Source organism: Citricoccus sp. K5, from assembly GCF_902506195.1.
In the GTDB taxonomy this organism is placed as follows: domain Bacteria; phylum Actinomycetota; class Actinomycetes; order Actinomycetales; family Micrococcaceae; genus Citricoccus.
The window spans coordinates 2,021,807-2,041,663 of sequence record NZ_LR732817.1; the positions used below are offsets into that span (position 1 = coordinate 2,021,807).

General features: G+C 69.2%; 18 protein-coding genes and 1 pseudogene. 10 read left to right on the forward strand and 9 right to left on the reverse strand.

The window, feature by feature from the left end; all coding sequences use genetic code 11:
• Positions 1-12: 12 nt before the first annotated feature.
• From BOSE125_RS08935 to BOSE125_RS08945, 3 genes are all read right to left on the reverse strand, one after another.
• Complete coding sequence (locus tag BOSE125_RS08935; protein WP_159551848.1) at positions 13-1,668, reverse strand: ABC-F family ATP-binding cassette domain-containing protein; 1,656 nt, start codon at positions 1,666-1,668, stop codon at positions 13-15.
• 84 nt (positions 1,669-1,752) lie between these two features.
• Positions 1,753-2,667 (reverse strand): NADP-dependent oxidoreductase, encoded by a 915-nt coding sequence (locus tag BOSE125_RS08940; protein WP_159551850.1) that lies wholly within the window; start codon positions 2,665-2,667, stop codon positions 1,753-1,755.
• Between the two features lie 95 nt (positions 2,668-2,762).
• The gene (locus tag BOSE125_RS08945; protein ID WP_201301166.1) at positions 2,763-3,347 is read right to left on the reverse strand and encodes a TetR/AcrR family transcriptional regulator; all 585 of its coding nucleotides are present in this window, start codon (positions 3,345-3,347) and stop codon (positions 2,763-2,765) included.
• Positions 3,348-3,489: 142 nt separating this feature from the next.
• Here BOSE125_RS08945 and BOSE125_RS08950 point away from each other — a divergent pair, with 142 nt between their 5' ends.
• Positions 3,490-4,344 (forward strand): NAD(P)H-binding protein, encoded by an 855-nt coding sequence (locus tag BOSE125_RS08950; RefSeq protein ID WP_159551852.1) that lies wholly within the window; start codon positions 3,490-3,492, stop codon positions 4,342-4,344.
• A 40-nt stretch (positions 4,345-4,384) separates the two neighbouring features.
• Here the strand turns inward: BOSE125_RS08950 and BOSE125_RS08955 are convergent, their stop codons facing one another.
• Positions 4,385-4,702, reverse strand: a complete 318-nt coding sequence (locus tag BOSE125_RS08955; RefSeq protein ID WP_159551854.1) for a hypothetical protein — start codon at positions 4,700-4,702, stop codon at positions 4,385-4,387.
• 375 nt (positions 4,703-5,077) lie between these two features.
• Between BOSE125_RS08955 and BOSE125_RS08960 the strand changes: the two genes are divergently transcribed.
• Entirely contained in the window at positions 5,078-5,950 is an 873-nt protein-coding gene (locus tag BOSE125_RS08960; RefSeq protein ID WP_236557898.1) for a CPBP family intramembrane glutamic endopeptidase, read from the forward strand.
• 57 nt (positions 5,951-6,007) lie between these two features.
• On the opposite strand, the pseudogene BOSE125_RS08965 reads toward BOSE125_RS08960, so the two are convergent.
• Positions 6,008-6,121 (reverse strand): annotated as a pseudogene (locus tag BOSE125_RS08965) (transcriptional regulator); the annotation flags it as partial.
• Between the two features lie 123 nt (positions 6,122-6,244).
• Positions 6,245-7,330: a redox-regulated ATPase YchF gene (gene ychF / locus BOSE125_RS08970; protein ID WP_159551856.1), complete on the reverse strand. Its 1,086-nt coding sequence runs from the start codon at positions 7,328-7,330 to the stop codon at positions 6,245-6,247.
• A 38-nt stretch (positions 7,331-7,368) separates the two neighbouring features.
• Between ychF and BOSE125_RS08975 the strand changes: the two genes are divergently transcribed.
• Positions 7,369-7,932 carry a hypothetical protein gene (locus BOSE125_RS08975; RefSeq protein WP_159551858.1) on the forward strand — a complete coding sequence of 188 codons (564 nt, stop codon included), beginning with the start codon at positions 7,369-7,371 and terminating at the stop codon, positions 7,930-7,932.
• A gap of 109 nt (positions 7,933-8,041) precedes the next feature.
• Here the strand turns inward: BOSE125_RS08975 and BOSE125_RS08980 are convergent, their stop codons facing one another.
• Together BOSE125_RS08980 and BOSE125_RS08985 are read right to left on the reverse strand one after the other, a co-directional pair.
• A complete protein-coding gene (locus BOSE125_RS08980) occupies positions 8,042-9,562 on the reverse strand; it encodes an amidase family protein (RefSeq protein ID WP_159551860.1) in 1,521 nt (506 codons plus the stop codon).
• A gap of 36 nt (positions 9,563-9,598) precedes the next feature.
• Positions 9,599-10,132, reverse strand: coding sequence for an O-acetyl-ADP-ribose deacetylase (locus tag BOSE125_RS08985; protein ID WP_159551862.1), 534 nt, complete (start codon positions 10,130-10,132; stop codon positions 9,599-9,601).
• Between the two features lie 95 nt (positions 10,133-10,227).
• Here BOSE125_RS08985 and BOSE125_RS08990 point away from each other — a divergent pair, with 95 nt between their 5' ends.
• The 4 genes from BOSE125_RS08990 to BOSE125_RS09005 are packed head-to-tail and all read left to right on the forward strand — an operon-like array spanning position 10,228 to position 13,931.
• Positions 10,228-11,241 carry an ABC transporter ATP-binding protein gene (locus BOSE125_RS08990; RefSeq protein ID WP_159551864.1) on the forward strand — a complete coding sequence of 338 codons (1,014 nt, stop codon included), beginning with the start codon at positions 10,228-10,230 and terminating at the stop codon, positions 11,239-11,241.
• Complete coding sequence (locus BOSE125_RS08995) at positions 11,238-12,080, forward strand: ABC transporter permease (RefSeq protein WP_236557899.1); 843 nt, start codon at positions 11,238-11,240, stop codon at positions 12,078-12,080. Before BOSE125_RS08990 ends, BOSE125_RS08995 begins: the two co-directional genes overlap by 4 nt.
• 4 nt (positions 12,081-12,084) lie before the next feature.
• Positions 12,085-13,296: a sensor histidine kinase gene (locus BOSE125_RS09000; protein ID WP_159551866.1), complete on the forward strand. Its 1,212-nt coding sequence runs from the start codon at positions 12,085-12,087 to the stop codon at positions 13,294-13,296.
• Positions 13,293-13,931 carry a response regulator transcription factor gene (locus tag BOSE125_RS09005; RefSeq protein ID WP_159551868.1) on the forward strand — a complete coding sequence of 213 codons (639 nt, stop codon included), beginning with the start codon at positions 13,293-13,295 and terminating at the stop codon, positions 13,929-13,931. The genes BOSE125_RS09000 and BOSE125_RS09005 overlap by 4 nt, the downstream gene beginning before the upstream one ends.
• 5 nt (positions 13,932-13,936) lie before the next feature.
• On the opposite strand, the gene BOSE125_RS09010 is transcribed toward BOSE125_RS09005, so the two are convergent.
• Positions 13,937-15,571, reverse strand: coding sequence for a DASS family sodium-coupled anion symporter (locus tag BOSE125_RS09010; protein ID WP_159551870.1), 1,635 nt, complete (start codon positions 15,569-15,571; stop codon positions 13,937-13,939).
• 202 nt (positions 15,572-15,773) lie between these two features.
• On the opposite strand from BOSE125_RS09010, the gene BOSE125_RS09015 reads away from it, so the two are divergent.
• The 3 genes from BOSE125_RS09015 to BOSE125_RS09025 all read left to right on the forward strand — a co-directional run bounded on the left by BOSE125_RS09015 (position 15,774) and on the right by BOSE125_RS09025 (position 19,797).
• The gene (locus BOSE125_RS09015; protein WP_159551872.1) at positions 15,774-17,045 is read left to right on the forward strand and encodes a DNA recombination protein RmuC; all 1,272 of its coding nucleotides are present in this window, start codon (positions 15,774-15,776) and stop codon (positions 17,043-17,045) included.
• 127 nt (positions 17,046-17,172) lie between these two features.
• On the forward strand, positions 17,173-17,727 hold the full coding sequence (locus BOSE125_RS09020) for an NADPH-dependent FMN reductase (RefSeq protein ID WP_159551874.1): 555 nt from the start codon (positions 17,173-17,175) through the stop codon (positions 17,725-17,727).
• Positions 17,728-18,072: 345 nt separating this feature from the next.
• On the forward strand, positions 18,073-19,797 hold the full coding sequence (locus BOSE125_RS09025) for a DEAD/DEAH box helicase (RefSeq protein ID WP_159551876.1): 1,725 nt from the start codon (positions 18,073-18,075) through the stop codon (positions 19,795-19,797).
• Positions 19,798-19,857: the final 60 nt, after the last annotated feature.

Below are 19,857 nucleotides of genomic sequence, written 5' to 3' on the forward strand. Positions count from 1 at the left end.
ATAGCGTGGCGGTCAGAGTTCGGTGACCCGGCCTGCGTCCACGTTCCACCGTCGGTCGGTCCGGACGGTGGAGAGCATCCTGCGGTCGTGCGTGACCAGCAGCAGCGCACCGTCGTAGGACTCGAGGGCCTGTTCGAGCTGCTCGATGGCTTCCAGGTCCAGATGGTTTGTCGGCTCGTCAAGGACCAGCAGGTTCACCCCGCGCGCCTGGAGCAGGGCCAACCCAGCACGCGTGCGCTCCCCCGGTGAGAGTTCATCCACCGGGCGGTTCACGTGGTCGGCCCGCAGCCCGAATTTGGCCAGGAGCGTTCGCACCTCCGCGGCAGTCTGATCCGGGACAAGTGCCTCGAAGGTGGCCGCGAGCGGCCGGGATCCCGCCAGCAGGGAACGGGCCTGGTCGACCTCTCCGATCCGCACACTCGCCCCCAGGCTCGCGGAGCCCTCCTCCGGTAACTGGTGGCCGAGCAGTCCGCGCAACAGCGTCGACTTCCCGGCGCCGTTCGGGCCGGTGATGCCGATGCGCTCCTCGGCATTCACCTGACGCGAGACCGGCCCGAGCGTGAAGGTCCCCTGCCGGAACACCGCCGCACTGAGCGTGGCCACCACGGAACTCGATCGGGGCGCCGCACCGATGGTGAACTCGAGCTTCCACTCCTTGCGCGGTTCCGCGACCTCCTCGAGCCGCGCGATCCGGCTCTCCATCTGCCGCACCTTCTGCGCCTGCTTCTCGCTGGATTCCGTGGAGGCCTTGCGCCGGATCTTGTCATTGTCCGGCGCCTTCCGCATGGCATTGCGCACACCCTGGCTCGACCACTCCCGTTGGGTCCTGGCCCGCGAGACGAGGTCGGCCTTCTGGCCGGCAAACTCCTCGTACTGCTCCCGCAGGTGCCGGCGGACGGTCGCGCGCTCCTCCAGGTAGGAGTCGTAGCCGCCGCCATACACGCGGTTTGAGTTCTGCGCCAGATCGAGTTCGAGCACCCTGGTCACGCTGCGGGCCAGGAACTCGCGGTCATGACTGACCAGAACCACGCCGCCGCGGAGACCGCGTACGAAGGCCTCGAGCCGTTCCAGTCCATCCAGATCCAGGTCGTTGGTGGGCTCGTCCAGCAGCACGAGGTCGAAACGAGAGAGCAACAGGGCAGCCAGGCCGACACGGGCCGCCTGACCGCCGGAGAGAGAGGTCATCAGTGCCCGCTCGGCCGGGGCATCACCGAGGTCGAGTCCGAGGTCTGCCAGCACCACGGGAAGCCGCTCGTCCAGGTCGGCTGCGCCGCTGGCCAGCCAGCGATCCAGCGCCGATGAGTACGTGTCCGCAGCCACCTCGGCATCCGCCGGGTCCGCGAGGGCCTCGGCCGCCGCGTCCATCTGACGGGTCGCCTCGGCGCAACCGGTGCGGCGGGCGATGTAGTCGGCCACAGTCTCTCCGACCACCCGCTCATGCTCCTGGGGCAGCCACCCGACGAAAGCGTCTGTGGGTGCCAGTGACACCGTGCCCGCCTGCGGCTGGTGGACGCCGGCGAGCAGCTTCAGCAACGTCGACTTTCCGGCCCCGTTCGCGCCCACCACCCCGACCACATCGCCGGGGGCGACGGTCAGGTCCAGCGAGTCGAAGAGCGTGCGGTGGCCATAGCCGCCGGCCAGGCCCGTGGCCACCAGCGTTGCGGTCATTCATGACTCCTTTGTGGGGGCGGCTGCCGAGCGGCCGGGAAGGCAACGCCACCTCCAGTCTCCACCACCTGCGGTGGTAGAAGGTCAGTCCTGAACGCGAATGACGATCTTGCCCTGGGCCTCGCCCTCGCGGCTGAGGCGGTAGGCCCCGGGCAGCTGCTCCAAGGGGAGGGTCCGGTCGATGTCCACCGTGAGATCCCCTGCCTCCACCAAGCTCAGCAGCTCGGCCAGGCCGGCCCCGTCGGGCCGGACCCACAGCCACCGCCCGCCGTGCTCCAGGACGGCCGGATCGGCGATCGAGACATGCCGGCCGCCGTCGTTCAAGACCGCCAGAGTGCTCTCCAGGACCTCGCCGGCGAAGTCAGCGACGGCGTCCACGCCGTTCGGGGCGGCGTTCCGCACGCGATCGACCAGCCCGTCGCCGTAATCGAGCGGAGTGACCCCGATGCGGCGGAGCTTCTCGAAGTTCTCGGGTGAGCAGGTGCCCAGCACCGTCGCGCCGGTGCGGACGGCCAGCTGGGAGGCCAGGTAGCCGACGCCACCGGAAGCCGCATGCAGCAGGACGGTGTCCTGATCCGTGACCTCCAGGGCGTTGACGGCACGCCGGGCCGTCAGTCCCGTCAGCGGCAGGGCACCGGCCGCATCGTCGGAGACGCCCTCCGGGATCTTGGCGGCGAACTCCACGGGGATCGTCACGAACTCCGCGCTGGTCCCGCCCTCGTTGACCATCTTGCGGGCATACGCTGCCACGCGGTCCCCGACGGAGAACTCCGGGGTGTCCGGGCCGACTTGTTCCACGGTCCCGGCCACGTCCCACCCGGGGATGGCCGGAAACCTCGTCTCCAACATCGCGTCCAAGCCGCCGGACATGACCTTCCAGTCCACCGGGTTCACCGACGAGCGGGTCACGCGCACCAGGAGCTGGCTCGGACCGACCTTGGGCTCCGGGCGCTCGGTCAGTTCCAGGACGTTCTCGTTGCCGTACTTCGCATAGGTCATAGCTCGCATATCCGGTGCAACAGTCCCGGGCCGCGGGCGTATTCCGGAACCCACCACGAACCATGGCTATGTTGTACCCCGCTCGCCAGGTCGACCTATATGCGTCGACAGATCCCGCCGAGGACGAACGCGGTTCGGCGGTCGTAGTCCGCCCGCGATGGTCGAACGCCATGCTCCAGCGCGAGTGCATTGTCCGTGGTCAGTGCATGAAAATCACGCGCTGTGAACCCGTCGGCGAGGACGCCGGCGGCATGCCCCTGAGCGACGAGTTCGCTGTGGAAGGCTTCTCCCGCGCGGCACAGATCCATGAGGGCCTCGGAGTCGGGGAACTGCTGCAGCAGGACTCCATTGACTGCCGACAGACGAAACTGGAGATCCCGCAACGCACCGATGTAGGCGCAGATCCGTTCGCCGACGTCAGGGACGGCTCGCACCCGTTCGATGACGTCCATCATCTCCTGCGCGACGAGATCGTCGATGACCGCGTCGATCAGGCCGATACGCCCCCCGAATCTGTTGAAGATGGTCGCCTTGCTGACGCGGGCGGCCGCAGCGACATCCTCGAGCGGCACAGCAAGGCCGCGCTCCCCGAATACCTCGACCGCCGCCGCACGGATCCGGTCGACATTCCGGCGCGCATCGGCCCGCAGCGTAGACGAGGTATCTGCATCGGTCATCATCAGCCTCCGGGACGTCACAACTTGACCACTTCGGTCAAGTTCATGCACCATGATACGCGACAGCAACTTGACCAACCGGGACAATTTAGCATTCGAGGCGCCGCGCAGATCGTGGTGTGCGCCTCAACGGAAGGACACCCACATGATCATCGTAACCGGAGCGACCGGAGCCCTCAACGGGGCCACCGTCGAGCATCTCCTGCAGCGGATTCCTGCAGAGCAGATAGGCGTCAGCGTCCGCGATCCGTCTCGCGCGGACCACCTCGCGCGCCGCGGCGTCCGCGTGCGACGGGGAAGCTACGATGACCCCGCGGCCCTGCGCCACTCCTTCGCCGGTGCAGAACAGGTGCTCTTGACCTCCTCCAGCGACATCGCGGCCGACGTCGTCGGGCAGCACCGGAGGGCGGTCGATGCCGCCGTCGCCGCAGGGGCGGATCGGATTCTCTACACCAGCACCTTCGGCGCTGGTTTCGACACCCCCTACCCACCGCTGGCGATCCACGCAGCCACGGAGGAATATCTCGCCGACTCCGGCGTCCCGTGGACCGCCCTTCGCAACGGCTTCTACGGGGACCTGGAGCAACTGATCGGCCCGTGGCAGAGCACGGGGACGATCGCCAAGCCTGCCGATGGTCCATTCCCCTGGGTAGACCGTCGCGACGCAGCCGAAGCTGCGGCAGCGATCCTCACCGGCGAGGTAGCGTACGACGGACCGGTCGACTTGATCCCGTCTCCGCCGGTCACCCTCGCGGACTTCGCGACAGCAGCATCCGAAGTCACCGGCCGCCACATCGAGCGCGCCATAGTCGATGACGAGATGTGGGTCACCGAGGAGGTAGCGGCCGGTATGACTGAACCGGCTGCGCGCTTCTCCCTGTCGATGTTCCAAGCCACACGGAGCGGCCACTTCGCGCACTCCGACTCCACGCTCACCCGGCTACTCGGCCGGGCACCACGCAGCGCCGGCGAACTGCTGGCGGAACAGATCGGCATCTGACTGGACCGCTTCGTCCGCGTCGGCGACCTGAGTGACGAGATCAGTCGGCGTCGACTGCGAAGTGGAGCGTGTCGGTCTCTGCCTCGGTGAACCCGTCCTCAGCCGGCAGGGCGCGCTTCAGCGCCAGCCTTTCGGTCACCACGTTGAGGAAACGTGCGCGCCGGGGTATGTCCTCGAGCGGAATGTCGACCTCCTCAGCGAGGATGCGCAACCAGCCCTCGACGCGGTGCTGTCCGTCGTGTTCCATCGCGAGGTGCGCCCGCCGAACCCGCTCCGCGTGTTCGGCGGTGATGAACTCCCGCCTCAGCGTGGGTATATTCTCGCGCGCCAGCTCCCCGGCAGGGGCAGGTTCCAGCACACGACACACCACTAACACATCGTGTTACCCTACTGCCGAACCGTACTAACACAGTGTGTTACGACGGAGCGTGAGGAGATCGATGTGTTTCAGCCTCGGCAGCGTCGTCGCGCCGTGAGGCGCGTCGAGCCGGGCGACGGCCGGGAGCTGCAGCGGTTCCGCTGGTGGTAACTCCTCGGCCGCGCGCTCTTCCATCTGGAGCACAGAGGCACTCGGGGTGAACCTCGCAGGGTCCAGCCCCTCCTCGAGCTACCCCTCTGGCTCAACATCACCCTCGCCGTCGCCGCCGCGATCGCCAGCACCGAACGAGCCCTCCGACTGCGCTGCCACTGGTTCCTCGACGCCGCTGGCCACAATTACCGATAGGAGACCACGATGACGAAGGACCCGCAGATCAACCGACCGTACGGCGCACACCTGCGCATGGCGCGATGGAAATCGGCACTGCTCGTGGTGAGCACCCTGATTCTGTTCTTTGCCCTGCAGTTCGCCTTCTACGCCGCGTCCTCCCTGATCGACGGACGGGAGGACATGTTCACCCCGGCGATGACCCCGACGACCCAGCTGGCGAACAACCTCAGCGTTGCCGCAACAGCGCTGATCGCGCTCCTACTGACCGCACGGACCGCTCGGGTGCCCTGGCGCAGCCTACTCACCCATCCACGAGGCTTCGACATGCGCCGCCTCGGCCGCTACGGAGTGCTCTCTCTCGCACTCGTCGCGGCCGGCGCGGGCGTCACGGCACTGCTTGCCCCCGAGGCGACGGGATGGGTGGGGTTCGGCATCACCGGGACGACAGTCGCACTGCTGGCGGTGTCGGTCCTCACAGCGCCGCTGCAATCCGCGGGTGAGGAGCTGATCTTCCGCGGCTCGGTGATGCCTGCGATCGCGTCATGGGTTCGACCGGCTCGGCCAGCCCTCATCGCTGGTATCGCCGGCTCCACCATCCTGTTCGCCCTCGTGCACGTCTCGCTCGACCCGTGGCTGTTCGCCTACTACCTCGTCGTCGGCCTCGGAACCGCGGTCATGGCCGTGGTCAGCCGCGGCCTCGAAGCATCGATCGCGTTCCATGTCGCCAACAACCTCGTCACCTCGACGCTGAACACCGTGCTCGCCGACGGCGAGACGCCCGCCTTCGAACGCGACGCCGGCGCGGGCGGCCCTTCCTACCTCATTCTCATGGCCGTGAACGTCGCGGTCGTCGCGGTGGTGTGGTGGCGGGAACGCGCGTCCCGAACACGTCGATGAGCGCTGATGGCGGACCAGATCTCATCGAGCGAAAGGTCGCGCACCGCTGAGGAAGTCGCGACGCGGCGGCACACCGATGGACACCGCCAGCTGGTCCTGAGTGATCCCGAAACCCTCGATGAAGTCCTCCATCAGGATCTCCCCCGGATGGATCGGCTCGAGCTTCCGCATCGTCGCCCGTTGCACACGGCCGTCAATACCCTCGACGTACTGCTCATGCCAGATCCGCTCAGTGCTCTTGCTACCGAAGGATCTGACCACGAGACCTACCTATGACGGGATCCGTCAATAACGCTAGACGTTAAACCGGAACTCCACCACGTCCCCGTCCTGCATCACGTAGTCCTTGCCCTCCATGCGCACCTTGCCGGCAGCCTTGGCGTCGGACATGGACCCGGCGGCCACCAGGTCGTCGAAGGAGACGATCTCGGCCTTGATGAACCCGCGTTCGAAGTCGGTGTGGATCACGCCGGCGGCCTTCGGGGCGGTGTCCCCTTTGCGGATGGTCCAGGCGCGGGCCTCCTTGGGGCCGGCGGTGAGGTAGGTCTGCAGGCCGAGGGTGTGGAAGCCGGTGCGGGCGAGCTGGTCCAGGCCGGACTCCTCCTGCCCGTTCATCTCCAACATCTCGCGGGCCTCCTCCTCATCCAGCTCCACGAGGTCGGACTCGAGCTTGGCGTCGAGGAACACGGCATCGGCCGGTGCCACCAGGTCGCGCAGTTCCTGCTGCTTCGCGGCGTCACCCAGCACGCCGTCGTCGGCGTTGAAGACGTAGATGAACGGCTTGGCCGTCAGCAGGCTGACCTCCCGGAGGCGGTCCATGTCCAGCTTCTCCGACTCGATCGCCGAGTAGATGGTGTCCCCGCGCTCGAGCACGGTCTGGGCGGCCTGCAGGGCCTCGAGCTCGGCAGCCTCGCGCTTCTTGCCCTTGACTTCCTTCTCGACGCGCGGAATCGCCTTCTCGAGGGTCTGCAGGTCCGCGAGGATCAACTCGGTGTTGATGGTCTCCATGTCCGAAGCGGGGTTGATCTTCCCGTCCACGTGGATGACGTCCGGATCGTCGAAGGCGCGGACGACCTGGGCGATCGCGTCAGATTCACGGATGTTGGCCAGGAACTGGTTGCCGAGCCCCTCCCCCTCGGAGGCACCCTTGACAATGCCGGCGATGTCCACGAAGGAGACGGTGGCCGGCAGGATCTTCTGCGAGCCGAAGATCCCCGCGAGGGTGTCCAGCCGTTCGTCCGGGAGATTCACCACCCCGACGTTGGGTTCGATCGTGGCGAACGGGTAGTTCGCCGCGAGAACGGTCTGGCGGGTGAGTGCGTTGAAGAGGGTTGACTTGCCAACGTTGGGCAGGCCGACGATTCCGATAGAGAGAGCCACGGTTGTCCATGGTACCGGTGACCGATAGCGTCGAGAGCGTGACTGACCAACCAGAACAGACCACCAACCCAACCACCGACCCCGCAGGCGTTCCCGGCCTCGGGGTGAACGGAGTAAACGGGGAAGGCGGCAACACCGCTGACCCGACGACGGACCCGAACCTGGTCGCCGCCGGAACTCCGCTGCCCGAGGGGCAGCCGCAGCCACCCTCCGAGCGCATCTCCCCCCTGGTCTTCCTGGCCATCGAGCAGGCGCTTGAGTTCGCCTCCGAGGGATCCGACGCCGTGGCGCCGTTCCTGCTGGGCTACATCGACGAGGAGCAGAAGGGCATGTGGAAGCTGCCCGGTGCCGACGAGGACCAGATGCGGGCGCAGGTCGCCCAGTTGGAGCCCCGCCCGGAGATGGCCGTCTCCGTGTTCGACGCCCGACTCGAGGTCGAGGGCCAGCCGCACGACGCCTTCGTGCTCGAAGCCTTCGACAACGCCGAGGGTGTCTCGGCCACCGTCATCCAGCTGTACTCCCCCGCCGATGCCACCGGTGGGGCCGAGGCCGTCGGCGCCCCGCAGCTGTTCTCCAACGGAGAGAACATCCTGCGCGCCTGATCCCGCCTGATCGCCGTCAGGGCGTGAGTCGTCAGTTGGCGTGCCGAACAGACGTCCCATCGGCACACGATCTGACGACTCACGGCCGGGCCCCGGTGACTGAGGATCCTCAGATCGCCGGGGCCCGGTCTGCGTATCGAGTGGCCTCGTCATAGGCCCGGGCCACACGCAGCAGGTCCACATCACGTCCGGGCGCACCCACCAGTTGCAGGCCCACCGGCAACCCCGCCGCGGTGAACCCGCCGGGCACCGAGATGGCCGGGCATCCGGTCGCCGAGATCAGGGTGGCGGAGCGCATCCAGTCGACATAGGACCCCATCGCCACCCCCGCTACCTCCCGCGGCCAGGCCCACTCGGCCGGGAACGGGACCAGTTGCGCGGTGGGTGCCAGGAGCACGTCGAACGCGCCGACCCCGGCGGAACCCGCCGCACCGTCCCGTCCAGTACCGACGGCGGTTCCGGCGGTTCCGCCGGTTCCGAAGAATCGTGCGATCTCACGGTCCAGCCGGCCCCGCGCGATGGCCACGTCCATCAGGTCCGCCGCGGTCAGCGCCAGCCCGCGCTCAACGTTCCAGATGACCTCCTCCTTGACCTGACCAGGGAATCCGGCCACCACGTCCCGCAGGGCAAGCGCCATGTCGAAGGCCCGCGTGGCGTCGAAGACCCGGTCCGCCTCGCGCAGCCGCGGGCAGGCTTCCTCCACCGTCGCGCCGAGGTCGGCGAACACCTCGGCCTCTTCGCGCACGACGCCGGCCACCGCGCCTTCCACAGGCACGCCCAGCCCGAAGTCGGTGGTCACCGCCACCCGGACCCCGGCCAGCGGATGGTCCGGCGTGGTGGTATGCCGAGCCTGTCCCACGGACTCGGCGAGGAGTTCGGCGAAGTCACCGGCCGGCGTCGGGCACGGCACCGGGACCCGGGCATCCGGGCCGGCGAGGACGGACATGGCCAGGATGACGTCCTCCACCGAGCGTGCCATGGCCCCCTTCTGCCCGAGCCAGGCGCGGGGGTCCCGCGCGGGGGCGTTGGGCACCACGCCGTGCGAGGCACGGAAGCCCACCACGTTGTTGAAGGCGGCCGGATTGCGCAGTGAACCGCCCATGTCCGAGCCATCGGCCAGGGGCTGGATGCGCGTGGCCAGAGTGACGGCGGCGCCGCCCGAGGAGCCGCCGGCGCTGCGGCTCGGATCGTAGGGATTGCGCGTGGTCCCGAACACCGTGTTGTAGGTGTGGGATCCGGCGGCGAACTCGGGGACGTTGTTCTTGCCGGTGGAGATCACTCCGGCGCGCTGGAACCGCTCGATCACCAGGTCGCTCTCCCGTGGCACCAGGTCGCCGAAGACCGGGGAGCCGGAGGTCGTGCGGATGCCCGCCGTGGCATGGGTGTCCTTGTGCGTCATCGGGATCCCGTGCAGCGGAGGCAGGTCCTCCGGGGCCGTGGCGGCGGCACGGTCGTCGGCGGCGAGCGCCTGCTCGTAGGCGCGTTCTCGGACCTGGGTCACCACGGCGTTGACGCTCGGATTGACCTCGTCGATCCGGGCAAAGTGGGCCTGAAGCACCTCCCGGGCTGACACCCGGCGATGACGCAGGGCGGCGGACAGGTCTCGGGCAGACAGGCTCAACGGGTCCATGCCGGAATCCTAGGCGGTCCCTCATGGTCCAGGCCTTCACGGACCGTCCAGGGCCTCACGGAAGGCCCGTTCGGCCGCGTCGGAGAACGGGACGAAGACGACCGAGGTGACCGGGCCGGCGTCGGGACCGAACTTCGCGGCCATCTCGCGGCAGGTCTGCACGGCGATGCGGGCCGCGTCGTCCATCGGCCAGCCGTAGACGCCGGCGGAGATCGCCGGGAAGGCCACGCTGTGGGCCCCGAGCTGGGTGGCCACGCGCAGGGATTCCCGGTAGCAGGACGCCAGTGTTTCGGACTTGTCGACCGTCTTCGCGTACACCGGCCCCACCGTGTGGATGACCCAACGGGCCCTCAGCCGGCCCGCCGTGGTGGCGACGGCCCGGCCGGCTGGCAGGCCGTCCGGCAGTTCGGTCTCGCGCAAGTGCCTGCATTCGGCGAGGATCTCGGGGCCGCCGCGGCGGTGGATGGCCCCGTCCACGCCCCCGCCGCCGAGCAGCGTGGAGTTGGCGGCATTGACGATCGCGTCCACGGACTGCTCCGTGATGTCCCCGGGTTCGATGCGCAGTTCCATGCCCCGATGGTGACACGTCACCCATGACGGATGTCATGGATCATCGGTGACGCCCGGCAGATCCGCTGCGGGGCCGGGTTCCACAGACTGGAGGCATGAACACCACAGCCCACAGCACCGTCCCGGGCACCGTCCCCCCATCCGGCCGGCGATCCCCCGCTACGGGCGCCGATTCTGCTGGCCCCGACACGGCCGGCACCGCCCTCCACGCCACCGGCGTCCACCGTCAGTTCGGCAGCGGGGCCGGCGCCGTCCGGGCCGTCAACGGCGTCGACCTGCAGATCCAGAGAGGTGAGATCGTGGCCCTGCTCGGACCCAACGGTGCCGGCAAGACCACGTTCCTCGACCTGGTCCTCGGCTTCACCGCCCCGACGTCCGGCTCCCTCACGGTTCTCGGGATGCCTCCGAAGCAGGCCGTGTTCGAGGGCCGGGTCGGCGCCGTGCTCCAGACCGGTGGCCTGTTGAGCGACCTGACGGTCAAGGAGACCATGTCCATGGTCGCCGCCTGCCAGCCCCGCCACATCCCGGTCGAGACCGCCCTCGAGCGGGCCGGCGCGGCACAGATCGCCAGCCGGAAGGTCCGCAAGTGCTCCGGCGGCGAACAGCAGCGGCTGCGCTTCGCACTCGCCCTGCTGACCGAACCTGACCTGCTGCTCCTGGACGAGCCCACCGCCGGCATGGACGTCCGAGCCCGCAAGGAGTTCTGGGAGACCATGCAGGCCGAGGCCGAGCGTGGCCGCACGGTGGTCTTCGCCACCCATTTCCTCCAGGAGGCCTCGGACTTCGCCGACCGGATCGTGTTGATGCGCGCCGGCCGCAAGGTGGTGGACGGCCCCGTGGACGAGGTCCTCGATACCGGTCACCGCACGGTCTCCTGTGTGTGGGACGGCCCCGGCACCCCCGAGGAGGCCGCGGTGAAGCTGGGACTTCCCGACGCCGTCGCGCACCAGAACGGCCGGGTGCGGTTCACCGCACAGGACACGGACCGGCTCGCCGGATTCCTGCTCTCCGCGGGACTGGCCCATGACCTCACCATCGCGGCGGCCTCCCTGGACGAGGTCTTCCTCGATCTCACGGCCGACGACGCCACGGAAGGAACCCTGACATGAGCACCACCGTTTTCCCCCAGACTCAACAGCGCCAGTACGGCCAACACGGCCGGAGAAGGTCCCGGCTGCGGATCATCACCGCCTTCGCCGGCTGGGAGTTCCTCCGCAACGCCCGGATGGTGGAGTCCACCTTCTTCATCGTGGTCCTGCCCACCGTGCTCTACCTGATGTTCGGTGCCCTGTCCGCCTTCGGGGAGAGCCCGGTCGGCAACGGCACCATCGCCACCTACAACATGACCGCCATGACGGTCTACGGCGCCACGATGGCGACGAGTGCGATCGCCGGATCAGCCGCCCTGGAACGCCAGCAGGGGTGGGGCCGCCAACTGGGCCTGACCGGGCTGACCAGCACGGGCTACATGCTCGGCAAGGTGCTGGTGGCCCTGGGCATCGCCCTGATGCCGATCGTGGTGGTCTTCACCGCCGGTTCCCTGACCGGTGCGGCCTTCGACGAGGCGTGGATGTGGCCGGCCTCCGGCGCCCTGGCCCTCCTCGGGGCCATCCCCTTCGCGCTCTATGGGCTCGCAGCGGCCCTGCTGTTCCGCTCGGAGGCGGCCGTCTCGGCGGCGTCCGGCATCCTCGTGGTCCTCGCGTTCTTCGGCAACCTGTTCATGCCGCTGTCCGGCACCCTGCTGGAGATCGCCCGCTTCACGCCCGTCTACGGCATTGCCGCGCTGGCGCGGTGGCCGCAGCTGGAGGGCACGGTCGTCAGCATGGAAGACGGCGGCGCCCCGATCAGCGACCCGTTGTGGGCCATCGTGCTAAACGTAGTGGCATGGACCATCCTGTTCGCCGCGATCTGCCTGGTGGCCTCCCGCCGTTCCACCCGGCGGGGCTGAACTGATGCCCCGCGGGGCCAGGATCAGGCCGGAGGGGCCCGAGAAGCCGGCGGGGTCCGAGAGGCCCGCCGGCCGGACCGCCGTCCAGCCGGCGGGTCCCTTCGGGGCCGGCGAATGGCCCGAGGTCCCCCTGAAGGCCAACGAACGGGTCCCGGTCCTCATCACGGCCGGGGTCTGGCTGGTCTTCCTGGTGGTGCCGCTGGTGGCCATGGTCACCGGAGATGCTCCGCTCGGGGCGAAAGTGCTCGGCTGTGCCGGCCTGGCGGCCTTCATTGCCGTCTACATGGGGCATTTCATCTGGCCCTGGCCATGGCGCACCCTGCCACATTGGGTGAACACCGCTGCGGTCACCGCCGTCCTGCTCCTCTGCGTCCTCGCCACCATCCCGGCGGGTGGCCTCAACTCCTTCAACTTCCTGCCGTTCACGCTGGCCATCTGGATCTTCCCGCACCGGCTCAGGGTCGGCCTCCCGGTCTCTGTGACACTCTCCATGGCCTGGGTCGGGGTGGCCCTCAGCGTGGACGCCGGGGGCAGCCGCTTCTGGCTGGTCATCCCCACCGTGATGGCACTGGTGATCATGCTCGCGCTGCGCCTGGCCATGGAACGGGAGGAGCGCTCCCGCATCCTCGGTGAGGAACTCGCCCTCTCCCGCCAGCGCGAACGAGTCGGCCGGGACGTGCACGATGTACTGGGCCATTCCCTCACCGTCATCACCCTGAAGACAGAGCTGGCCCGCCGCCTGGTGGACGCCGACCCGGAGCAGGCCAAGGCCGAGCTCGACGAGGTCCTCGAGTTGTCCCGGCAGTCCCTGGCCGAGGTCCGCACCACTGTCGGCGGGCTGCACGCCCCGGACCTGGGTGCCCAGCTCGCCTCCGCCCGCACCGCCCTTCAGGCCGCCGGTATCGCGTTCCGACTGCCGGATCCCACCTCCGTCGCCGGCTTCCGGCCCGACCGCCGCGAGCTCTTCGCGTGGTGCCTCCGGGAGGCCGTCACCAACGTCATCCGCCACTCCGCGGCCACACACTGCTCGGTCACCATCACCGCGGACCGGCTCACCGTGTCCGACGACGGCACCGGGCTCGGCGCGTCGGTCTCGCCCGGCAACGGGCTCAGCGGCATGCGCCATCGGGTCGCCGATGCCGGCGGGACCTTGTCCCTGGGCCGGACCCATCCGGGATCGGACCGACCGGGCACGACGCTGGAGGTGCACCTGTGACGACTCCGACCGGCCGGGCCGGCGTCGGGCCCATCCGCCTGTTGCTGGCCGATGACCAGGCCCTGGTCCGCGGGGCCCTCGCCGCGCTGCTGACCATGGAGCCCGACCTCGAGGTGGTGGCGCAGGTGGGTGACGGGACCACCGTGGCGGCCACCGTGGCCGAGCTGCGCGTGGATGTGGCCCTGTTGGACATCGACATGCCGGGACTGGACGGGATCGAGGCCGCCCGGGCCATCGCTGCCGGGGGGACGGGATGCCGCTCGCTGATCGTCACCACTTTCGGCCGGCCCGGCTACCTACGGCGGGCCCTGGAGGCCGGGGCCAGCGGCTTCGTGGTGAAGGACACCCCGGCCGAGCAGCTCGCCCAGGCGGTGCGCTCGGTGCACGCGGGACGCCGCGTCGTGGACCCGTCCCTGGCGGAGGAGACGCTCGTCTCCGGGTCGAATCCCCTGACCGAACGTGAGCGGGACGTGTTGCGCGCCGCGCTGAACGGTTCCAGCGTGCGGCAGATCGCCGCCGCCCTGTTCCTCTCCCCGGGCACGGTGCGCAACCACCTGTCCTCGGCCATCGGCAAGACCCACACCACCAACCGGACCGAGGCGGGTCTCGCGGCACGGGACAACGGCTGGCTGTAGATGAGTCAGAACACCAGGCCGAACGCCCACACCCCGAGCGTGAGGGTGGTCAGCGTGATGAGGACCATGCCCACCAGATTGAGGTAGAGACCGCCCTTGATCATCTGGCCGATGGTCACGTAGCCGGAGGCGAAGGCGATCGCGTTCGGCGGCGTGGCCACGGGCAGCATGAAGGCACACGTGGCGGCCAGCGCCACCGGGATGCACAGCAGCAGCGGGTCGACCCCGACGCCCATGGCCACGCCGCCAGCCACCGGCAGGAAGGTCGCCGCCGTGGCGGTGTTCGAGGTGATCTCGGTCAGGAACAGGATGGACGTGGCCATGATCGCGACCAGCAGCCAGATCGGGATGCCGTCCAGACCCGCGACCTGCTCGCCGATCCAGTCGGCGAGCCCCGATCCGCTGAACTGGGCGGACAGCGCCAGCCCGCCCCCGAAGAGCAGCAGGACGCCCCACGGCAGCTTGACGGCGGACTCCCAGTCCAGGAGCCGGACGCCTCGGCTGGCACCGGCCGGCAGCAGGAACAGCAGCAGTCCCGCGACCATCGCGATGCCCGCATCGCTGATGAGGTCCTCGAACAGCAGCGGGATGGTGATCCAGGAAACTGCGGCCAGCACGAAGATCACCAGGACCCGGATCTCGCCGGAGGACATCCGCCCCAGCTTGGACAGCTCGTCCGAGATGAGTTCGCGTCCACCCGGGATCTCCTTGATCTCGGCTTTGAACAGCACGCGCGTCAGCAGGAACCAGACGATGAACATCATCACGATGGACAGGGGAACGCCGACGAGCATCCACTGACCGAAGCCGATGGTCACCCCGTGGGACTCGGCCATATAGCCGGCCAGCAGGGCATTCGGCGGCGTGCCGATCAGGGTGCCGAGCGAGCCCACGGAGGCGGCATAGGCGATGCCGAGCATCAGGGCCGTGCCGAAGTTCGATTTGATGACGGCGTCCTTGACCTCCCCGGAGGTCGGATCAGAGGACTCCTCCACAGGATTGGACTTGTCCGCCGCCACCACGAGGGTCAGCACGGACACACCGATCGGGATCATCATGACGGCAGTGGCGGTGTTGGACACCCACATGGACAGGAACCCGGTGGCGATCATGAAGCCGGCCACCACGCCGCCGGGCCGGGTGCCCATGGCCCGCACCGTCACCAGGGCGATCCGCCGGTGCAGGTTCCAGCGCTGCATCGCCAGCGCCAGCATGAAGCCGCCCATGAACAGGAAGATGATGTTGTTCCCGTAGGAGGCCCCCACATCGTCCACGCCGATGTCCTCCCCGAACGCCGGGAAGAGGATGAGCGGCAGCAGGGCGGTCGCCGGGATCGGGATGGCCTCGGTCATCCACCACACCGCCATCAGCACCGCGACGGCGGCCGTCAGCCGCGCGTTGTGCTCAACGTCCGCGGGCATTGCCAGGAACACGACGGCGGCCAGCACCAGTCCCGCGCCGAATCCGATCCACCGCCTCAGGTGCAGGTTCCGCTCTTCGGCTGGCGCCTTGTCCCCGGGGGACCGGTGGTCGGTGGGCTGATCCCGGCCGACCGGTACCGACGATTCTGCCGGTTCTGTCGGTTCCTTCGGTGTGGGGTCTGTGGTCTCCGAGCGAGCCCGTCCGGTGGTGTCGGACATGGTGAACCGTCCTTTCGTGGCCTGATCAGACCGTCTGTGACTAGCAACACAGTAAGGGCGGCTTCACCGGGAAATCGATGGTTGACCTGCGCCTCAACGCCGGCCTTCCCCTGATTCCCTTCCCCGGGGCATTCAGCACCTCCGTTCCGACTCCACGGCGGTGCGCGCCTAACGCGTCCGTGGCCTTTGGCAGTCTGGGGGCATGGAGACTTCAGCAGTGGTGTTGGTGGCCGTGGTGTGCGTGGTGGCCGGCTTGGTCGTGGGCGCAGTGGCGGGCGGTTGGCTGGTCTGGACGCGCCTGCGCGGGACGTGGGAGGCGTCCGAGAAGGGGGCCAGGGACGAGGCCCAAGCGGCACGGAGCGAGTTGTCCGAGGTCCAGGCCGCACTGGCCGCGGCGGAGGCCGAAAGCAGGGTCCTGGCTGCCGAACGGACGGCGGACCGGGACCGCTCCGCCGCCGAGTCCAAGGTGCTGACGGCTCTCGCCCCCGTGGGTCAGCGGCTGGAGACGCTGCAGCGGCAGGTCGGCATGCTGGAACGGGACCGCGTGGAGCAGTACGGGCAGCTCTCCGAACAGCTCAAGACCGCCGCCGCCACGGACTCAGCCCTCCTGATCAACACCAAGACCCTGGTCGCCACCCTGAGGTCGACCTCCGCGCGGGGACACTGGGGCGAGGTGCAGCTGCGCCGGGTGGTGGAGGCCGCCGGGATGCTGCCCCACACCGACTTCTCCGAGCAGGAGGTCCTCCGCGGGGACGAGGACCGGGTTCTCCGGCCGGACCTCGTGGTGCGGCTCCCCGGCGGGAAGGCTCTGGCCGTGGATGCCAAGGCTCCGTTGGCGGCCATCCTCGAGGCCGAGGAACTGGCCGGCGACTCGACCACTGAGGGCGCCAGCCGGCGTCATGAGTTGTGCCAGGCCCATGCCAAGGCCGTCCGCGCCCACGTGGATGCCCTCTCCGCCAAGGGCTACTGGCAGGGGTTGCAGGACTCGCCCGAGCTGGTGGTCTGCTTCCTGCCGGCCGAGTCCTTCCTGGCCGCCGCGCTCGAGGGCGACCCCGGCCTGCTGGACCACGCCTTCTCGAAGAACGTGGCCCTGGTGGCACCGGTATCCCTGTTGACCGCCCTGAAATCGGTCGCCTACTCCTGGCGCCAGGAGACCCTGACCGAGAACGCCCGGGAACTCTTCGCGGTCTCCCGGCAGCTCTACCAGCGCCTCGGGACCCTCGGCGGGCATGTCACCAAACTGGGCAGTTCCCTGAAGTCGGCGGTGGAGAAGTACAACTCCATGGTCGGCACGCTCGAGACCCGAGTGCTGCCCTCGGCCCGGCGCATCGGCGAGCTGAACCCCTCCAGCGTGGAGGGGATGCCCTCCGCCCCTCCCCTGGAGTCCACGCCGCGCGTCCTGTCCGCGGCGGAACTGCTGGAGGAGCAGGGCATGCCAGCAGACCTGCCGGTTGATCTCCGACGTCAGGCATGACGGAGGTCACACCGGAAAGACGGCGCCCGCCGGAATAGGCCCGAGCCCCTCCGGGTTGGACACGAATGACTAGTTGAAATTTCAACGTCCTTACGTCTACGCCCTGATCCTGTCTGGAAGGACACCCATGCGCATCGGCTACATCGTCGGCTCCCTCGCCCAGAACTCCATCAACCGCCGCCTGGCCAAGGCCCTCTCGGCGCTGGCCCCCGAGGGCGTGGAGTTCTTCGAGGTCTCCATCAGCGTGCTGCCCCTGTACAACTCGGACTTCGACGCCGACTACCCGGCCGCGGCCCTGGACTTCAAGGAGTCCGTCTCCTCGGCCGACGGCATCCTGTTCCTCACCCCTGAGTACTCCCGCTCCATCTCCGCCGCCTTGAAGAACGCCATCGAGTGGGGCGCCCGCCCCTGGGGCCAGGCCGTGTGGGGCGGCGTCCCCGCCGCCGTCATCGGTACCTCTCCGGGTGGCACCGGGACCGCCATGGCCCAGCAGCACCTGCGCAACATCCTGTCCCACCTGGACATGAAGACCATGGGCCAGCCGGAGACCTTCATCCAGTCCCGCGAGGGCGCCCTCGCCGAGACCGGCGAGGTCCAGGACGCCACGCTCCTGCCGGTTCTGCAGGGCTTCGTGGACGCCCTCGTCGCGCATGTGGAGGCCAACGCCCGCGTCACCGTCTGACCCGGCACTTCCCCGTGGCGTCGCGCGCAGCGCCACACGCTGCATCGCACGCCGAGCCCGCGAGCCCCTCGACCCGAGCATCAGGGTCGAGGGGCTCGTGCGCTGTCACGACATCAGACCCCCGCCCACCATGGCCGATGCGAGGATCACACCCGCCATGCCGTAGACTGTCCGCTAGCCAGCCGGTCAGAATCCCTTCTTCACCGGTGCCGGCCAGCACCGCGTTGAGTGGCTCTTGTGATGCCGCAGCCGCCAGTGCCAGGGCCGGGTCTTTCTTCCACCCGGACGGATTCCTTTTTCGTGACTTCTCTTCAGCCTGCCGCCGTTTCCGGCGGTTCTTCCACCATGCCCATTTCATCCAATTCGGAATTCGCCGAGCTCGGGGTGCCCGCCGGCCTGGCCGCCGCGCTGGCTCCGCAGGGCATCATCTCCCCCACCCCGATCCAGAAGGCCACCCTTCCGGACTCACTGACCGGCCGTGATGTGCTCGGCCGCGGCCGGACCGGCTCCGGCAAGTCCTACGCCTTCCTGCTGCCGCTGGCCTCCCGCCTGAGCGGCGGGCGCTCGGCCACGGCCCGCCGGCCGCGGTCGCTCATCTTGGCCCCGACCCGCGAGCTGGCCCTCCAGCTCGAGGACTCCTTCAAGCCGCTCTCCGCGGCGAGCGGCCTGTCCTCGTTGACGATCTTCGGTGGCGTCGGCCAGAACCCCCAGGTCAAGGCCCTGGCGCGCGGTGTGGACGTCCTCGTCGCCTGCCCCGGCCGCCTGCTGGACCTCATGGGACAGGGTCACGTGGACCTGTCCGGCGTGGAGATCCTCATCATCGACGAGGCCGACCACATGGCGGACATGGGCTTCCTGCCGATGGTCCGCCGCATCCTGGACAAGGTGCCCACCTCGGCCCAGAAGATGCTCTTCTCCGCCACCCTGGACGAGGGCGTCGGCGTGCTCGTCAAGAAGTACCTCAAGAACCCCGTAGTGCACGAGGCCGATTCGGCCGTCTCCCCGGTGGCGAAGATGGACCACCATGTGGTGTCCGTGGACGGGGATGACAAGCTGGCCGCCCTGGCCAACCTGTGCGCCGCACCGGGCCGGACCATCGTGTTCACCCGCACCAAGTACGGCGCCAAGAAGGCCGCCAAGCAGTTGCGCCAGCGCGGCGTCTCCGCCCTGGAGCTGCACGGCAACCTGTCCCAGAATGCCCGAACCCGGAACCTGGACGCCTTCCACAACGGCACTGCAGGCACCCTGGTCGCCACGGACATCGCCGCCCGCGGCATCCACGTGGACGACGTCTCCCTGGTGATCCACTCCGATCCGCCCACGGAGCACAAGGCGTACCTGCACCGCTCCGGCCGCACGGCCCGTGCGGGCCAGGCCGGCACGGTGGTGACCCTGGCCGGGCGCGAGCAGCGCAATGAGGTCCGCACCCTGATGCGCGCCGCCAAGATCTCCCCGACGGTCCATGCCGAAGGCGCCGACGACTCCCTGCTGGAGACGCTGGCCCCGGGTGAGCGCTCATTCCTGGAGGCCGCTGAGCTCGAGAAGCTCCTCGCCGTGTCCACGCCCAGCACCCAGCAGTCCGGCCAGAACGGCGGCGGAGGCCAGGGCAGCGCTCGCTCCGGTGGCCGCAGCGGCGGCGGAGCCTCCGGTGGCGGTGGCCGTTCCGGCGGTCGCAACGGCTCACGTGGTGGCCGCAACGGCGGCCGCTCCGGTGGCCAGGGCAGTCAGCGCGAGGGCCAGCACGACGGCGGCCGGCCTCGCAGCGACGCACCGTCCGGTGAGCGTTCGGAACGGTCCCGCAACGAGCGCCCCTCCCAGGATCGCGCCGGCAATGGTGGCGGCCAGGGCGGCCGCGGAAGCGGCCGGCCGGGCAACCGCCGCGCGGGCTCCTCGGCCGGGACGCCGACGTCGGGCGGCCGGGTGTACTCCTCGGAGACCGGCGGACGCAGCACCGACTTCCGGGAGAACCGTGACCACGAGGGCGGCCGCGAAGGCCGTGGTGGCGCCGGCCGCTCCCGCGGTGGCCGCAGCCGCCGCTCCTCCAGCGCGCAGGGCTCGCCCCGCAGCTGACACCCCGGCACCTCTCGCACAGCACTGAACCGCACAGCAGCACAGACACACTGAGTCGCA

Bases quoted from the DNA above. Each gene is read 5' to 3' on its own strand.
- BOSE125_RS09020 (WP_159551874.1), top strand. From the start codon at position 17,173: ATGCGCATCGGCTACATCGTCGGCTCCCTCGCCCAGAACTCCATCAAC.
- BOSE125_RS08985 (WP_159551862.1), bottom strand. From the start codon at position 10,132: ATGGAACTGCGCATCGAACCCGGGGACATCACGGAGCAGTCCGTGGAC.
- BOSE125_RS08935 (WP_159551848.1), bottom strand. From the start codon at position 1,668: ATGACCGCAACGCTGGTGGCCACGGGCCTGGCCGGCGGCTATGGCCAC.
- BOSE125_RS08945 (WP_201301166.1), bottom strand. From the start codon at position 3,347: ATGATGACCGATGCAGATACCTCGTCTACGCTGCGGGCCGATGCGCGC.
- BOSE125_RS09015 (WP_159551872.1), top strand. From the start codon at position 15,774: ATGGAGACTTCAGCAGTGGTGTTGGTGGCCGTGGTGTGCGTGGTGGCC.
- BOSE125_RS08950 (WP_159551852.1), top strand. From the start codon at position 3,490: ATGATCATCGTAACCGGAGCGACCGGAGCCCTCAACGGGGCCACCGTC.
- BOSE125_RS08995 (WP_236557899.1), top strand. From the start codon at position 11,238: ATGAGCACCACCGTTTTCCCCCAGACTCAACAGCGCCAGTACGGCCAA.
- BOSE125_RS09000 (WP_159551866.1), top strand. From the start codon at position 12,085: ATGCCCCGCGGGGCCAGGATCAGGCCGGAGGGGCCCGAGAAGCCGGCG.
- BOSE125_RS09010 (WP_159551870.1), bottom strand. From the start codon at position 15,571: ATGTCCGACACCACCGGACGGGCTCGCTCGGAGACCACAGACCCCACA.
- BOSE125_RS09025 (WP_159551876.1), top strand. From the start codon at position 18,073: ATGCCCATTTCATCCAATTCGGAATTCGCCGAGCTCGGGGTGCCCGCC.
- BOSE125_RS08990 (WP_159551864.1), top strand. From the start codon at position 10,228: ATGAACACCACAGCCCACAGCACCGTCCCGGGCACCGTCCCCCCATCC.
- BOSE125_RS08980 (WP_159551860.1), bottom strand. From the start codon at position 9,562: ATGGACCCGTTGAGCCTGTCTGCCCGAGACCTGTCCGCCGCCCTGCGT.
- BOSE125_RS08960 (WP_236557898.1), top strand. From the start codon at position 5,078: ATGACGAAGGACCCGCAGATCAACCGACCGTACGGCGCACACCTGCGC.
- BOSE125_RS08940 (WP_159551850.1), bottom strand. From the start codon at position 2,667: ATGACCTATGCGAAGTACGGCAACGAGAACGTCCTGGAACTGACCGAG.